The sequence below is a fragment of the Pseudomonas aeruginosa genome (genome assembly GCF_001457615.1).
Taxonomy (GTDB): domain Bacteria; phylum Pseudomonadota; class Gammaproteobacteria; order Pseudomonadales; family Pseudomonadaceae; genus Pseudomonas; species Pseudomonas aeruginosa.
The window spans coordinates 3124893-3141232 of sequence record NZ_LN831024.1; the positions used below are offsets into that span (position 1 = coordinate 3124893).

Annotated in this window: 11 protein-coding genes and 1 pseudogene; all 12 read left to right on the top strand. The window is 70.0% G+C overall.

Features of this window, described 5'->3' with window-relative positions; translation table 11 throughout:
• Positions 1 to 64: 64 nt before the first annotated feature.
• Positions 65 to 1606 (top strand): glycogen synthase GlgA, encoded by a 1542-nt coding sequence (gene glgA / locus AT700_RS14300; RefSeq protein WP_003115521.1) that lies wholly within the window; start codon positions 65 to 67, stop codon positions 1604 to 1606.
• Positions 1606 to 3357 carry a malto-oligosyltrehalose trehalohydrolase gene (treZ, locus tag AT700_RS14305; RefSeq protein WP_023110063.1) on the top strand — a complete coding sequence of 584 codons (1752 nt, stop codon included), beginning with the start codon at positions 1606 to 1608 and terminating at the stop codon, positions 3355 to 3357. Before glgA ends, treZ begins: the two co-directional genes overlap by 1 nt.
• Positions 3350 to 5404: a 4-alpha-glucanotransferase gene (malQ, locus tag AT700_RS14310; protein ID WP_023110064.1), complete on the top strand. Its 2055-nt coding sequence runs from the start codon at positions 3350 to 3352 to the stop codon at positions 5402 to 5404. The genes treZ and malQ overlap by 8 nt, the downstream gene beginning before the upstream one ends.
• Complete coding sequence (locus AT700_RS14315; protein WP_023089839.1) at positions 5397 to 8177, top strand: malto-oligosyltrehalose synthase; 2781 nt, start codon at positions 5397 to 5399, stop codon at positions 8175 to 8177. Before malQ ends, AT700_RS14315 begins: the two co-directional genes overlap by 8 nt.
• Complete coding sequence (locus tag AT700_RS14320; RefSeq protein WP_003113653.1) at positions 8174 to 8479, top strand: DUF2934 domain-containing protein; 306 nt, start codon at positions 8174 to 8176, stop codon at positions 8477 to 8479. The genes AT700_RS14315 and AT700_RS14320 overlap by 4 nt, the downstream gene beginning before the upstream one ends.
• A gap of 12 nt (positions 8480 to 8491) precedes the next feature.
• Entirely contained in the window at positions 8492 to 10642 is a 2151-nt protein-coding gene (glgX, locus tag AT700_RS14325; RefSeq protein WP_003113651.1) for a glycogen debranching protein GlgX, read from the top strand.
• A gap of 98 nt (positions 10643 to 10740) precedes the next feature.
• Positions 10741 to 11157 carry a CBS domain-containing protein gene (locus AT700_RS14330; protein ID WP_003088942.1) on the top strand — a complete coding sequence of 139 codons (417 nt, stop codon included), beginning with the start codon at positions 10741 to 10743 and terminating at the stop codon, positions 11155 to 11157.
• 66 nt (positions 11158 to 11223) lie between these two features.
• Positions 11224 to 12471: a zinc-dependent alcohol dehydrogenase gene (locus AT700_RS14335; protein ID WP_003088939.1), complete on the top strand. Its 1248-nt coding sequence runs from the start codon at positions 11224 to 11226 to the stop codon at positions 12469 to 12471.
• Positions 12472 to 12474: 3 nt separating this feature from the next.
• Positions 12475 to 13412: pseudogene (locus AT700_RS14340) on the top strand (DUF72 domain-containing protein).
• Positions 13409 to 14146 (top strand): endonuclease/exonuclease/phosphatase family protein, encoded by a 738-nt coding sequence (locus tag AT700_RS14345; RefSeq protein ID WP_003113649.1) that lies wholly within the window; start codon positions 13409 to 13411, stop codon positions 14144 to 14146. The pseudogene AT700_RS14340 and the gene AT700_RS14345 overlap by 4 nt, the downstream one beginning before the upstream one ends.
• Positions 14143 to 15348, top strand: coding sequence for a cardiolipin synthase ClsB (clsB, locus tag AT700_RS14350; protein ID WP_048521107.1), 1206 nt, complete (start codon positions 14143 to 14145; stop codon positions 15346 to 15348). Before AT700_RS14345 ends, clsB begins: the two co-directional genes overlap by 4 nt.
• The gene (locus AT700_RS14355) at positions 15345 to 16340 is read left to right on the top strand and encodes a lysylphosphatidylglycerol synthase domain-containing protein (protein ID WP_003160218.1); all 996 of its coding nucleotides are present in this window, start codon (positions 15345 to 15347) and stop codon (positions 16338 to 16340) included. Before clsB ends, AT700_RS14355 begins: the two co-directional genes overlap by 4 nt.

The window sequence follows — 16340 nt, forward strand, 5'->3', positions numbered from 1 at the left end:
CATGCCACGGCGCGACGGAGTCCGACCGACCAACGCCAAGGACAACGTACGACCGGAGGATGACATGGGACATTCTGTTGCAGGCGTTTGCCTGGAAGAACCCGCGGTACTGACCGCTTTTCCGTCGCTGCTGCACCCGCAGGACCCGCCGCAACAGAGGGATCGGATACTCTTCGTTACCGCCGAGCTCAGCGATTTCGTCAAGGTCGGCGGACTCGGCGACTTTTCCGCCGCGCTGCCGAGGGTCCTCAAGCGCGAGCATTCGGTGCGAGTCCTGCTGCCCGGCTATCGCCAGGTGCTGGAGCGCTGCCGCGACTTGCGGATCATCGGCAGCCTGCCCGGCCGGGCGGCGATCCCGCCCTGCGAGATCGGCCTGGTGACCCTCGACGACGGCCTGGAAGTCATGCTGGTGCTCTGCCCGCTGCTCTACGAGCGCGAGGGTACGCCGTACATGGACGACCAGGGCAACGACTGGCCGGACAACCACCTGCGCTTCGCCCGCCTGTGCCTGGCCGCCGCCGAGATCGCCGGTGGACGCGGCGCCCAGGGCTGGCAACCGGGCCTGGTGCACGCCAACGACTGGCCGTCGGCGCTGACGCCGGCCTACATGGCCTGGAACGGCGTGCGCACGCCGAGCCTGTTTACCATCCACAACCTCGCCTACCAGGGCCTCTGCGACCTGCAATGCAGCGCCGAACTGGGCCTCCCCGACGAAGCGCTGAGCCACGAAAGCATGGAGTTCCACGGGCGCCTGTCGTTCCTCAAGGCCGGCATCGCCCATGCCCACCACATCACCACGGTGAGCGAGACCTACGCCCAGGAAATCACTACCCCGGAATACGGCTGCGGCCTGCACGGCATCCTCAAGTACAAGGTCGAGAAGCGTCAGCTCAGCGGCATCGTCAACGGTATCGACGATAGCTGGCAACCGCACTGCGATCCGCACCTGGTCGCCTGCTTCAGCGCCCGCCAATGGGCCGGCAAGCGCGCCAACACGCGCTACGTGGAGGAGCGTTTCGGCCTGGAGCCGGGCAAGGGGCCGCTGTTCGCGGTGGTCTCGCGCCTGGTGCAGCAGAAAGGCATCGACCTGACCCTGGAGATCAGCGATGCCCTGCTCCAGGCCGGCGGCCGTCTGGTCAGCATCGGCCGTGGCGAGCCGAACCTGGAGAAGGCCATGCTCGAACTCGCCCGGCGTCATCCCGGCCAGGTCGGCGTGCACATCGGTTTCGACGAGACCGAGGCCCGCCGTATCTACGCCGGCAGCGACTTCCTGCTCATGCCCTCGCGTTATGAGCCCTGCGGGCTCAGTCAGCTCTATGCGCAATGCTTCGGCTCGCTGCCGATCGCGCGTTGCACCGGCGGCCTCGCCGATACCATCGTCGACGGGGTCACCGGCTTCCTGTTCCGTGAGGAAACCGCGCAGAGCTACCTCGATGCGGTGATGCGCGCGATCAACGTCTACCACTGTCCCTCGCTGCTCAACGCCATGCGCTGCAAGGCGATGGCCGCGCCGATGTTCTGGAGCGACTCGGTGGAGCCTTACAACCGCCTGTACCGGCGCCTGTTGAGGAATACCGCTCCGGCCCTGCGCGGGGTACGCCAGTGATGGCGATCCGGCGCCGCTTCGGCGCCCAGTTCCAAGGCAACGGCCGGACCTGCTTCGGCCTCTGGGCTCCGGACGCCCGTGAGGTCCGGGTCGAGACCGCCGACGGCCGCGACTGGCCGCTGGAAGGCAGCGACAGCGGCTGGTTCGAGGCGACCCTGCCCTGTCCGCCCGGCACCCGCTACCGTTACCGCATCGATGGTCGCCCCGGGGTGCCGGACCCGGCCTCGCAGTTCCAGCCCGACGGCGTGCATGGCCACAGCCAGGTGCTGGACCATGGCGCCTACGCCTGGCGCGTCGACGAGTGGCGCGGGCGGCCCTGGCACGAAGCGGTGATCTACGAGCTGCACGTCGGCCTGTTCGGCTCCTACGCCGAGGTCGAGCGCTTCCTTCCGCGCCTGGTGGAACTGGGCGTGACCGCCGTGGAGCTGATGCCGCTGGGCGAGTTTCCCGGTCGCCGCAACTGGGGCTACGACGGCGTGCTGCCGTTCGCCCCGGCGTCGGCCTACGGCACGCCCGAGCAACTCAAGCATCTGATCGACAGCGCTCACGGCATGGGCCTGATGGTCTTCGTCGACGTGATCTACAACCACTTCGGCCCGGACGGCAACTACCTCGCGCAGTACGCCGCCGCGTTCTTCCGCGACGACCGGCAGACGCCCTGGGGCCAGGCCATCGATTTCCGTCGCGGCGAAGTCCGCGAGTTCTTCTATGAGAACGCCCTGATGTGGCTGCTCGACTATCGCGTCGACGGCCTGCGCTTCGATGCCGTGCACGCGATTCCCGATAGCGCGTTCCTCGTCGAGATGGCCCGCCGCCTGCGCGGCGCCGCCGGCCCCGAGCGCCATGTGCACCTGGTCCTGGAGAACGACGACAACCGCGCCAGCCTGCTGCGCCAGGGCTACGACGCACAGTGGAACGACGATGGCCACCATGCGCTGCACGTCCTGCTCACCGGCGAGAACGACGGCTACTACCAGGACTACCCCGAGCCGCTGCGCTGCCTGGCGCGCTGCCTGGCCGAAGGCTTCGTCTACCAGGGCGAAGCCAACCGCCACGGCCGGCCGCGCGGCGAACCGAGTGCCGACCTGGCGCCGGACGCCTTCGTGCTGTTTCTGCAAAACCACGACCAGGTCGGCAACCGCGCCTTCGGCGAGCGTCTCAGCGTCCTCGCCGAACCCCAGGCGTTGCGCCTGGCGATAGCGCTGCAACTGCTCGCGCCGATGATTCCGCTGCTGTTCATGGGCGAGGAATGCGCCGCGCGCGAACCGTTCCTGTATTTCACCGATCACCAGGGCGAACTGGCGGACGCGGTCCGCGAGGGACGACGCAAGGAGTTCGGCGAGTTCGGCCGCTTCGGCGAGGGCGCCACCCTGGCTTCGCTCCCCGACCCAAACGCGGTGGAGACCTTCGAGCGCTCGCGTCCCGGCCTGGCCGATTGCGACCCGGCCTGGCGCGGCTTCTACCGGCAACTGCTGGAAATCCGTCATGAACACCTGATCCCGCGCCTGCGCGGCGCCCGTTCGCTGGGGGTTACCACCATCGCCGGCGCCGCGCTGTCGGCGCGCTGGCGACTCGGTGACGGCAGTGACTGGCGAATCGACTTCAACCCTTCTCCGCTCGAAGCGGAAGTCGAGCCGCCGGCGGCCACCACCTGGGTGCTGTTCCTCGACAACCTCGCCTGTGCCGAGTATCGCCGCGGCCGCCTAAGTCCCCGCAGCATCGCGGTCAGCCTGGAGCCCGCCCATGAGTGACGCACGCCTGGCCGAACTGGCCGCCGCCGTGGGCCTGCAACTCGACTGGCAGGACGCCAACGGACGGCCGCAGCGGGTCGACCCGGAGGTCCAGCGCGGCCTGCTGGAAGCACTCGGCTATCCGGCGCAGAGTCCGCAACAGATCGAACAGAGCCTGGCCGCGCTGGCCCGGCTGCGCGAGGACAGCGCCAACCTCGGACTGCTGGTCGGCGAATGCGGCCAGCCGCTGGAGCAAGCGCTCGGCCCCGCCGGCACCCCGGGCGAGCTGGTCTACGAGGACGGCACGCGGATCGCCCTGCGCCTGGACACCGAAGGCCGCCTGCCGGCGCAGGCCCGCAGTGGCTATGCGCAGCTGTCGCTGGAGCAGCGGGAATGGGCGGTGGCGATGGCGCCGCCGAGCTGTCCGTCCCTGGCCAGCCTCGCCCCGGGTCGCTCGCGTCGCTGGGGTCTGGCCGCCCAGGTTTATGCCCTGCGCCGCCCCGGCGACGGCGGCCTGGGCGACAGCGCCGCCCTCGAGGACCTGCTGCGCAGCGCCGCGCGGCATGGCGCCGACGCGCTGGCGATCAGCCCGCTGCACGCCCTGGCCGAGGCCAACGGACATGCCTACAGCCCCTACTCGCCGTCCAGCCGGCTGTTCTTCAATGTCCTGCACGCCGCGCCGGCGACCATTCTCGGCGCGGCGGCGGTGGAACAGGCGATCCGTCGCGCCGGCCTGGCCGCGGAGATGGCCCGCCTGGAGAGCCTGGAGCTGATCGACTGGACAGCGGCGGCGGACCTGCGCATGCGCCTGCTGCGCCAACTCCACCGCGACTTCACCGAGCGCGCCAGTCCCTTGCGCCACGACCTCGCCGAATTCCGCCGCGAAGCCGGCGAGGCCCTGCTGCACCACTGCCGCTTCGAGACCCTGCAGGCGCACCTGGGCGCCGGCCCCGACTGGAGACGCTGGCCGGAGCCGCTGCGCCGCCCCGGCGAGCCGGCGGTGGCCGCGTTCTGCGCCGATCACGCCGAGGAAGTGGACTTCCGTGCCTTCGGCCAGTGGCTGACCCAACGCTGCCTGCAACATGCCCAGCGCCAGGCGCGCGAGGCCGGGATGGCCATCGGTCTGGTCGCCGACCTGGCGGTGGGCGCCGATGGCGGCGGCAGCCAGGCCTGGTCGCGGCAGGAAGAGCTGCTCGCCGAAGTGAATGTCGGCGCGCCGCCGGACATCCTCAACCAGTCCGGACAGGACTGGGGCGTTTCCGCGTTCAATCCCGAAGGCCTGCGCCGCCACGGCTACCGGGCATTCCGCGAGATGCTGCGGGCCAACCTGGCCTGGCCCGGAGGGCTACGCATCGACCATGTGATGGGCCTGCAACGTCTCTGGCTGATCCCGCGCGGCCAGCCGCCCCACGCTGGCGCCTACCTGCGCTACCCGCAACGCGAGCTGCTGCGCCTGCTGGCGCTGGAGGCCAGTCGCGCCTCGGCGCTGGTCATCGGCGAGGACCTCGGCACCGTTCCCGAAGGCCTGCGCGAGGAACTGGCACGCCGCCAAGTGCTGGGTACCCGCGTGCTGCTCTTCGAGCGGCGCGGCGAACGCTTCGTGCCCCCGGCGCAATGGCCGGCGGACGCCATGGCCACCACCAGCACCCACGACCTGCCGAGCCTGTCCGGCTGGTGGCGGGGCCAGGACATCCACTGGCGCGGCCGCGCCGGACACCGCAGCGCCGAGGAATGCGCGGCCGACCTGGAACTGCGCGCCGAGGAGCGCCGGGCCCTGGCCGCCAGCCTCGAACCGCCAGTCGATCCCGACCCCGCCGCCGAAGTACCGCTGGACGCCTGCATCGGCTATGTCGGGGCAACCCCCGCGCCGTTGGTGCTACTGCCCCTGGAGGACGCCCTGGGCAGCCTGGAGCAGCCGAACCTGCCCGGCCCCGGCGACGCCCACCCGAACTGGCGGCGGCGCTGGCCGGAAAACGCCGCGCAGATGCTCGGAACGCCGCAGGTCGACCGGCGCCTGCGCCTGCTCGAACGCAGCCGCCGGGATGCCGAGGAGGCCGCCCATGATTGAGCCCCGCGCTACCCTGCGCCTGCAATTCCACGCCGGCTTCACCCTCGACGATGCCCTGCCCTGGCTGGACTATTTCGCCGACCTGGGCATCAGCCATCTCTACGCCTCGCCGCTGTTCCGCGCGCGGCCCGGCTCCAGCCACGGCTACGACGTGGTCGACCCGACCCGGATCAATCCGGAACTGGGCGGCGAGCCGGCGCTGCTGCGCCTGATCCAGGGGCTGCGGCAACGCGGCATGGGCCTGCTCATGGACATAGTGCCGAACCACATGGGCATCGGCGGCGGCGCCAATCCCTGGTGGCAGGACGTGCTCGAATGGGGGCGCGAGAGTCCCTACGCGAGTTTCTTCGACATCCAGTGGGAATCCCACGACGCCGCGTTGCGCGGCCAGGTGCTGCTGCCGTTCCTGCGCAGCGACTACGGCGAGGTCCTGGCTGCCGGGGAGATCGGCCTGAGCCTGGACCGCGAGGCCGGCCGCCTGCTGGCGAGCCACGGCGAGCAGCGCTTCCCCCTCTGGCCGGGCAGCTACCCGGAGCTGCTGGAAGACAGCGGCGAGCCGCGCCTGTCAGCCCTGGCCGGCGGTTTCCGCGAGTGCCGGCAGGACCGCGAGGCCTTGCGCGAGATGCAGCGTCAACTGGCGGCTGCGCTCGCCGAGAGCGCTCCGCGCGCAGCCCTCCAGCGCACGCTGGGCGAACTCCAGGAACGCCACGAGGAGGCTCGCCAACGCCTGCACCGCCTGCTCGAGGCGCAGCACTACCGCCTGGCCAGTTGGCGCACCGCGGCGGACGACATCAACTGGCGCCGTTTCTTCGACATCAGCGAACTGGTCGGCCTGCGGGTCGAGCGCGGCGAGGTGTTCGAGGCCGTGCACGGCAAGGTCTTCCAGTTGCTCGAGGACGGTCTGCTCGATGGCCTGCGCATCGATCACGTCGACGGCCTGGCCGATCCGCGCGGCTATTGCCGACGCCTGCGCCGCCGCAGCGAGCGGATCCGCGCCCATCGCGGCGGCGCGCCGATGCTGCTGTACGTTGAGAAGATCCTCGGTGGCGAGGAGCGCCTGCCCGAGGATTGGCTGTGCGACGGCACCACCGGCTACGACTTCATGAACCAGGTCAGCCTGTTGCAGCACGATCCGCGCGGCGAACGACCGTTGCGCGAACTCTGGCAGCGGGTCAGCGGACGCCCGGAGGCGTTTCTCGACGAGGTCTACCAGGCTCGCCAACTGGTCCTGGCGGGAAGCCTCGCCGGTGACCTGGAGAACCTCGCCCAGGGTCTTTTGCGGGTGGCGCGGGCCGACCTGGCCAGCCGCGACCTGACCCTGGGCGGTATCCGCCGCGCGCTGTTCCAGTTGCTCGCGCGCTTTCCGGTCTACCGTACCTACGCCGGGGCCTGCGGTCGCTCGGTGCAGGATCGCGAGGTGTTCCGCTATGCCGCAGAGGCGGCCCGCGAGGATCTCGACGAAGCCGACCGGGCGGTCCTCGACCATCTCGAACGCTGGCTCGGCGGGCAGCCGCTGCGCGAGCTGCCGCCCGGTCCGCTGCGGCGCCTGCGCGGCGAGTTGCTGGCGCGCTTCCAGCAGTTGAGTTCGCCGACCGCCGCCAAGGCCGTGGAGGATACCGCCTGCTATCGCTCGGCGGCCCTGCTCTCGCGCAACGACGTCGGCTTCGACCCGCAGCGCTTCGCCGCTTCCGCCGAGGAATTCCATGCCGCCTGCGAAGCCAGGCGCCTGGCCAGCCCGCGCGCCCTGCTGGCCACCGCCAGCCATGACCACAAGCGCGGCGAGGACGCCCGCGCCCGTCTTGCGGCGCTCAGTGAACTGGCGCCCTGGTTCGCGCGTAACGTCGAGCACTGGCAAAGCCTGGCCACGCCGTTGCGCCGCGACCTCGCCGAGGGGCCGGCGCCGAGTCCCGGCGACGAGCTGATCCTGTTCCAGGCCCTGCTCGGCAGTTGGCCGCTCGACGCGCCTTGCGACGGCGCCGCCCTGGACCAAGCGTTCCTCGCGCGGATGCGCGAATGGCAATGCAAGGCCTTGCGCGAAGCCAAGCTGCGCACGCGCTGGACCGCGCCCGACGAAGACTACGAGCGCGCCTGCGCCGACTATCTGGAACAGCTCCTGCGCGCGCCACTGGCCCAGGCCCTGCGCCAGTCGCTGGGCAACGCGGCGGCGCGACTGATGCCGGCCGGGGCCCTGAATGGCCTCGCCCAATGCCTGCTGCGCCTGACCTGCCCGGGTATCCCCGATCTCTACCAGGGGCGCGAGTACTGGGACTTCAGCCTGGTCGACCCGGACAACCGGAGGCCGGTGGACTTCGCCCGGCACGCCGCCGCCCTGGCCGCGCCGACGCCCTTCCCGGAACTGCTGGAGCACTGGCGCGACGGTCGCATCAAGCAGACCCTGATCGCCCGCGTGCTGGGGCTGCGGCGGATGCAGCCGGGCCTGTTCCGCGACGGCGACTACCTGCCCCTGGAGGTCAGCGGCGAGCATGCCGAGCGGGTCCTGGCCTTCGCCCGGCGCAGTCGTCACGGTTGCCTGCTGGTGGTGGTCCCGCGCCTGGCCTGCGCCCTGCTCGGCCACGCCACGCAGCCGCAGGTGCCGGCCGAGGCCTGGGGCGACACCTGCCTCCTGCTGCCGCCGAGTCTCTCCGAATGCACCTACAGCGGCCTGTTTTCCACCATGCCGCTGCCCAGCGACGGGCACCTGAGCCTGTCCGAAGTGCTCGCCGACTTTCCCGTCAACCTGCTTTACCGCCTCGCCCAGGAGGACACCCCATGAGCGCCGACGAAAAACGCATACGAGAGTTCGCCTACCAGATCTGGGAATCCGAGGGCTGCCCCGACGGCCAGGCCGAACGCCACTGGGCCATGGCCCGGCAACTGGCCGAAGCGGAAGCCGCCGCGGCGGCACCGAAGAAGACCCGCGGTCGGGCCAAGGCCGCCAAGGAAACCCCGGCCCTGCTGCAAGCGCCGGCCGCCAAGCCGCGCAAGCCGAGGGCCGCGTCCCCGGCGCGGCCCGCCAGCGAAAAACCGGCGGCGGCCAAGCCGCGCAGCCGCCGCAAGCCCGAAGCGGGCGAATGAGGAGTCCAGTGCATGAGCAGAAAGCGTAGCCCCGCTCCTTCGCGGATCAGCGAAGGGCACCCCTTCCCCCTTGGCGCCACCTGGGACGGCCTCGGCGTCAATTTCGCGCTGTTCTCGGCCCACGCGACCAAGGTCGAGCTGTGCCTGTTCGACGCGCGCGGGGAAAAGGAGATCGAGCGCATCGAATTGCCCGAGTACACCGACGAGATCTGGCACGGCTACCTGCCCGACGCCCACCCGGGGCAGATCTACGGCTACCGGGTGCACGGTCCCTACGAGCCGGATGCCGGCCACCGCTTCAATCCCAACAAATTGCTCCTCGATCCCTACGCCAAGCAGTTGGTCGGCCGCCTGCGCTGGTCCGAGGCGCTGTTCGGCTACACCATCGGCTCGGCCGACGCCGACCTCAGCTTCGACGAGCGCGACAGCGCGCCCTTCGTGCCCAAGTCGAAGGTCATCGATCCGGCCTTCACCTGGGCCGAGCGCCCGCCGGTACGCGTCCCCTGGGACCGCACGGTGATCTACGAAGCCCACCTGCGCGGCCTCAGCATGCGCCATCCACAGGTCCCGGAGGCGGTTCGCGGGACCTTCGCCGGGCTGATGAACGCCGACCTGCTGGCGCACATCCGCCGGCTCGGGGTGACCAGCGTCGAGCTGCTGCCGATCCACGGCTTCGTCGACGACAAGCACCTGCTGGAAAACGGCATGAGCAACTACTGGGGCTACAACAGCATCGCCTTCTTCGCCCCGCACCCGGCCTACCTCGCCAGCGGCCAGGTCAACGAGTTCAAGGAGATGGTCGCGCACCTCCACGACGCCGGACTGGAGCTGATCCTCGACGTGGTCTACAACCACACCGCGGAAGGCAACGAGCTGGGTCCGACCCTGTGCATGCGCGGCATCGACAACGCCTCGTACTACCGCCTGATGCCCGACCAGCGCCGCTACTACATCAACGATTCCGGCACCGGCAACACCCTCGACCTCAGCCACCCCTGCGTGTTGCAGATGGTCACCGACTCGCTGCGCTACTGGGCCACGGAGATGCGCGTGGACGGCTTCCGCTTCGACCTGGCGACCATCCTCGGCCGCCATCCGGACGGTTTCGACGAGCGCCACGGCTTCCTCGTCGCCTGCCGCCAGGACCCGGTGCTGAGCAAGTGCAAGCTGATCGCCGAACCCTGGGATTGCGGCCCCGGCGGCTACCAGGTAGGCGGCTTCCCGCCCGGCTGGGCGGAATGGAACGACCGTTTCCGCGATTGCGTGCGCGCCTACTGGCGCGGCGACGACGGCATGCTGCCGGAACTGGCGCGACGCCTAACCGCCTCCGGCGATCTCTACGACCAGCGTGGACGGCGGCCCTACGCGTCGGTGAACTTCGTCACCGCCCACGACGGTTTCACCCTGCGCGACGTGGTTTCCTACGATCACAAGCACAACGAGGCCAACGGCGAGAACAACGCCGACGGCAGCGACCACAACCTGTCCTGGAACCACGGCTGCGAGGGCCCCACCGACGACCCGGAGATCCGCGCCCTGCGCCTGCGCCAGATGCGCAACCTGCTGTCCACCCTGCTGCTGTCCCAGGGCACCCCGATGCTGGTCGCCGGCGACGAGTTCAGCCGCACCCAGCAGGGCAACAACAATGTCTATTGCCAGGACAACGAACTGGGCTGGATCGACTGGCGGCTGGACGACGAGGGCCGTTCGCTGCTGGCCTTCACCCAGCGCCTGCTGGCCCTGCGCCAACGCTATCCGATCCTGCGCAGGGGGCGCTTCCTGGTCGGCGAGTACAACGAGGCGCTGGGTGTCAAGGACGTCACCTGGCTGGCGCCCGGCGGCGAGGAGATGACCGAGGAACACTGGCACGACGAGCACGCCCGCTGTCTCGGCGTGCTCCTCGATGGCCGCGCGCAACCCACCGGGATCCTGCGCAGCGGTGAGGATGCCACCCTGCTGCTGATCCTCAATGCCTACCACGACGCGGTGTCCTTCCGTCTTCCCGAGGTGGCCGAAGGCAGCGGCTGGACCTGCCTGCTGGATACCCAGCGGCCGGAGGACCCGCTCGGCGAACGCTACCCGTTCGCCAGCGAGTTCCTGGTCGGCGGCCGCAGTTTCCTGCTGTTCGAGCTACAACCGCCGGGCGCCGGAGCGGAAGGATGAACGGCGGGGAAAAAAGCTGAACCGCCCCGGCACCTCCAGTCGGAACCTGTAGGTGCCGCACGCGGCGCCCGCACATCCACCCTACACAGGAGGACAGCATGAAGATCAGCGACATCATGACCCGCAACGTCCAGGTCGCCGACCCGCAGCAGAGCATCCGCGAGGCGGCCGCCACCATGGCGAGGATCGACAGCGGCGCCCTGCTGGTCGGCGAAGGCGACCGCCTGGTCGGGATGATCACCGATCGCGACATCGCCATCCGCGCGGTGGCCGGCGGCCTGTCCGGGGATACCCCGCTGGGCCGCATCATGAGCGGCGACATCCACTATTGCTTCGAAGACGAAGACGTCCAGCACGTGGCCCGCAACATGGCCGACATCCAGATGCGCCGCCTGCCGGTGCTCAACCGCGAGAAGCGGCTGGTCGGCGTGGTTTCCCTGGGCAACATCGCCAGCTGCCGCGACCAGGCCTCCAGCGCCACCGTCCTGCAGGGCGTCGCCCAGGCCCACTACTGAGCCTTTCTTCCACCCGGCCCGCCTTTGCCGTACCGGCCGAGGCCGGGCCCCAACCGGGAGAACGCCATGAAAGCCGTGGTATTCCATGACATCGGCGACATCCGCCTGGAAGACGTGGCGGAGCCGCGCCTGCAGGAGCCCACCGACGCCATCGTGCGGCTGACCGCCTCGGCGATCTGCGGCACCGACCTGCACTTCGTCCGTGGCAGCGTCGGCGGCATGCGTCCGGGAACCATCCTCGGCCATGAGGGCGTGGGCATCGTCGAGGCGCTCGGCGACGAAGTGCGCAACCTTCAGGTCGGCGACCGGGTGGTGATTCCCTCGACCATCGCCTGCGGCAATTGCGTGTATTGCCGAGCCGGCTACTACGCCCAGTGCGACGTCGCCAACCCCGGCGGCAGCCAGGCCGGCACCGCGTTCTTCGGCGGTCCCCGGGCCAACGGCGGCTTCCATGGGCTGCAAGCCGAGAAAGCGCGGATTCCCTATGCCAACATCGGCCTGATCCGCCTGCCCAGCAGCATCAGCGACGACCAGGCGATACTCCTGTCGGACATCTTCCCCACCGGTTACTTCGGCGCCGAACTGGCCGGTATCGCCCCCGGCAACACCGTCGCCGTGTTCGGCTGCGGTCCGGTGGGCCAGTTCGCCATCGCCAGCGCGTTGCTCCTCGGCGCCGCCAGGGTGTTCGCCATCGACCGCCACCCGGACCGCCTGCACATGGCCCGCCAGCAAGGCGCCGAAGTGATCGACTTCGAGCGCGAGGATCCGGTCCAGGCCCTGCGCTGGCTGACCGCCGGGATCGGCGTGGACCGCGCCATCGACGCCGTCGGCGTGGACGCCGAGCACAGCCATGGCACCGCCACCCCGGCGCCGCGCCAGGAGGGCACCAGCTGGAGTCCCGGCAACGCCCCCGCACAGGCCCTGGAGTGGGCGGTGCAGGGCCTGGCCAAGGCCGGCACCCTGTCGATCATCGGCGTCTACGCCGAAGACTCGCGGCAGTTTCCCATCGGCCTGGCGATGAACCGCAACCTGACCATCCGCATGGGCAACTGCCACCACCGCAAGTACATTCCGCTGCTGCTCGAACATGTGCTCAGCGGACGCATCGACCCGGCGAAGATCCTCACCCAGGTGAAGCCGATCGGCGACGCCATCGAGGCCTTCGAAGCCTTCGACCGCCGCGAGACCGGCTGGATCAAGGTCGAACTGGTGCCGCAGAAGCGCCAGGTCGAGGGCAGCGAGGAACGCCTCGACGAACGCGCGGTGGACGAACTGGCGCGCCGGCCGACGCCGGAAAGCGGCGCCCGGGGGTGATGCATGAGCGCACCGGCACGCCTGCGCATCGGCATTTCCGGCTGGCGCTACGCCCCCTGGAGAGGCGACTTCTATCCCGAGGGGCTGCGCCAGAAGGACGAACTGCGCTTCGCCTCGCGGGCGGTGAACAGCATCGAGATCAACGGCACCTTCTACGCCCTGCAGACGCCCGAGCGCTTCCGCGGCTGGGCCGAGGACACCCCCGAGGACTTCGTTTTCAGCGTCAAGGCCCGCGTTACATCACCCACGTGCGGCGCCTGCGCGAGATCGACGAGCCGCTGGCGAACTTCTTCGCCTCCGGCCCCCTCGCCCTGCGCCAGCGCCTCGGCCCGTTCCTCTGGCAGTTCCCGCCGAGCATGCGCTTCGACCGCGAGCTGTTCGCCGATTTCCTCGCCCGCCTGCCGCGCGACGGCGCCGCCGCGCAGAAGCTCGCCCGGCACAGCGCCGCGCGCCTGCACCGCGAGGGCTACCTCGACGGCGATCCGGCGCAGCGCCTGCGGCATGCCGTGGAAATCCGCCATGAGAGCTTCGTCGACCCGACGTTCATCGAGCTGCTGCGCGAATACCGGGTGGCCCTGGTGGTGGCCGATACCGCCGGCAAGTGGCCGCTGCTCGGCGACGTCTGCGCCGACTTCCTCTACCTGCGCCTGCATGGCGACAAGGAGCTGTACCGCAGCGGCTACTCGGAAGCGGCCCTGGGCCAGTGGCAGGCACGGATCCGCGCCTGGGCCGGCGGCGGCCAGGCCGACGACCTGCGCCGGGCCAGCCAGGACGCCCCGGCGAAGGCGACGGCGCGCGACCTGTACTGCTACTTCGACAACGACGTCAAGGTGCGCGCACCTTACGACGCCCGGCGCCTCCTGCAGCTGCTGGAACTCGACGGCGGCCTGCGCACGGTGCCCGGACAGTTGCCCGATGACCTGCGGGAGAGTGCCGCATGATCCTGCCGCGCCTGCAGGTGCTGACGGTGAACACCCACAAGGGTTTCAACCCGTTCAATCGGCGCTTCATCCTGCCGGAGTTGCGCGAAGCGGTGCGCAGCGTCGGTGCCGACCTGGTGTTCCTCCAGGAGGTCCTCGGCTCCCATAGCCTGCACGCCGCGCGCCTGCCGTCCTGGCCGCCGGCGCCGCAATACGAGTATCTGGCCGACAGCATGTGGCCGCAGTTCGCCTACGGGCGCAACGCGGTGTATCCCGAAGGCCACCATGGCAATGCCGTGCTCTCCAAGCATCCGATCCTCGCCCACCGCAACCTCGACGTCTCGGTGGCGGGCAACGAGGAACGCGGCCTGTTGCATGCGGTGATCGACATCGGCCGTCCGCTGCACGCGGTCTGCGTGCACCTGGGATTGCGCGAGGCGCAGCGCCAGCGCCAGTTGCAACTGCTCTGCGAGCTGGTGGCGGGCCTGCCGGAGCGCGAGCCGGTGGTGGTCGCCGGCGACTTCAACGACTGGCGCCAGCGCGCCGACCGCCTGCTCGCCGGTTGCGGCCTGCGCGAAGTCTTCGTCGGCGCCCAGGGCCGGCCGGCGCGCAGCTTCCCGGCGCGCTGGCCGGTGCTGCCGCTGGACCGCATTTACCTGCGCAATGCCCGCGGGCGCCAGCCGCGCATCCTCTCGCGGCGGCCCTGGTCGCACCTGTCCGACCACCTGCCGCTGGCGGTGGAGGTGGAGCCATGAACTTCCCCTGGCGCGACGGCAACCGCGTAGAACTGCTGATCAACGGCGAAGAGTACTTTCCGCGCCTGTTCCAGTGCATCGCCGAGGCGCGCCGGGAGATCCTCCTGGAAACCTTCATCATCTTCGAGGACGAGGTCGGCCGGCAGTTGCAGGAAGCCCTCAGCGCCGCCGCCGAGCGCGGTGTCGAGGTGCAGGTCACGGTGGACGGCTACGGCACCGCCTCGCTCAGCCCGGACTACCTGGCCAGGCTGACCGCCTCCGGGGTCCGCGTGCACCTGTTCGACCCGCGCCCGCGCCTGCTCGGCATGCGCACCAACCTGTTTCGCCGGTTGCACCGCAAGCTGGTGGTGATCGATCGCCGGCAGGCCTTCGTCGGCGGCATCAATTACGGCGAGGACCACCTGGTACGTCGCGGCAACATGGCCAAGCAGGACTACGCGGTGCGCGTCGAGGGCCCGGTGGTGCGCGATATCCGCCAGGCCTGCCTGGCGCTGCTCGAACCGGACGCCGACTACCCGCCGTTGCGGCCGTCGGGCGCCGGGCAGCCGGCGCGGGTGCGCCTGGTGATCCGCGACAACGACCAGTCCAGCGACGACATCGAGCGCGAGTACCTGCAGGCGATCCGCCAGGCGCGGCGACGCCTGCTGATCGCCAACGCCTATTTCTTCCCCGGCTACCGCCTGCTTCGCGAGCTGCGCGATGCGGCGCGCCGCGGCGTGCGCGTCGACCTGGTACTACAGGGCATGCCGGACATGCCGCTGGTGCGCCTGTGCAGCCGGCTGTTCTACGACTACCTGCTGCGCGAGGGCGTGCGTATCCACGAATACTGCCAGCGTCCGCTGCACGGCAAGGTCGCGGTGATCGACGACGACTGGTCGACCATCGGTTCGAGCAATCTCGATCCCCTCAGCCTGTCGCTGAACCTGGAGGCCAACCTGGTGATCCGCGACGTCGCCTTCAACGGCCAGCTCTACCAGCACCTGCGCGAGCTGGCGCGCCGCCACTGCCGGCGCATCAGCCGCCGCCACGCGAGGCGCGGCTACTGGTGGCGAGCGCCGCTGATTTTCCTCGGCTTCCACTTTTCCAGGAACTTTCCGGCTATCGCCGGTTGGGTACCCGCCCATCTGCCACGCCTGAAATCGCTGGAGCCGCGTCCGTCGCGGCGCTGGCAGGAACGCCAGGGCCAGCGGGGCAACCCATGAACGGCAGCGGTCACGAAGCCACCTCGACGCCGCCGCGCCGCTCTCACTGGCGCTGGCTGCGCAGGCTGCTGACCCTGGCGTTCTTCGTGCTGGTCCCGGTGCTGCTGTTCCTGCTGGTGAAGAATCTCGACTGGCAGGAAGTCCGCCACGCCCTCGGCGAGTATCGCCCCGCGACCCTGTTCCTCGGACTGCTGCTGGCGGCCGCCGGCTATACGGTGTTCAGCAGCTTCGACCTGCTCAGCCGCTACTACATCGGCCACTCGCTGCCCAAGCGGCGGGTCTTCACCGTGGCGTTCGTGTGCAATGCGTTCAACCTCAACCTGAGTTCCTGGGTCGGCGCCGTGGCGCTGCGCTATCGCCTGTACAGTCGGCTCGGCCTGGACATCGCCGATATCACCCGGATCCTCACCTTCAGCCTGGTGACCAACTGGTTCGGCTACCTGCTGCTCGCCGGCATCCTGTTCAGCTGCGGCCTGCCGGCCTTGCCGCCGGGCTGGAAGCTCGGCAGCGACGGCCTGCGCCTGATCGGCGCCCTGCTCCTAGCGCTGGCCGCAGGCTACCTGCTGGCCTGCCGTTTCGCCCGACGCCGCGCCTGGGGCTGGCGCGAGCATCGGCTGACCCTGCCGTCCTGGCGGCTGGCGGCCCTGCAAGGCCTGCTCGGAGCGAGCAACTGGTCGCTGATGGCGCTCCTGCTGTACAGCCTGCTGCCGCACAGCGTGGATTACCCGAGCGTCCTGGCGATCCTCCTGATCAGCAGCATCGCCGGGGTCATCACCCATATCCCGGCCGGGCTCGGGGTGCTCGAAGCGGTGTTCATCGCCCTGCTCCAGGGGCGCCTGTCCCAGGGCGTGCTGCTGGCCGCGTTGATCGGCTACCGGGTGCTGTATTTCCTCCTACCCCTGGCGCTGGCCTGCGTGGTCTACCTGCTGTTGGAGCGCCGGGCGATCCGCCTGCGCCGCAAACAGCGCCGCCTGCACCAGGGCCAGGCCTGA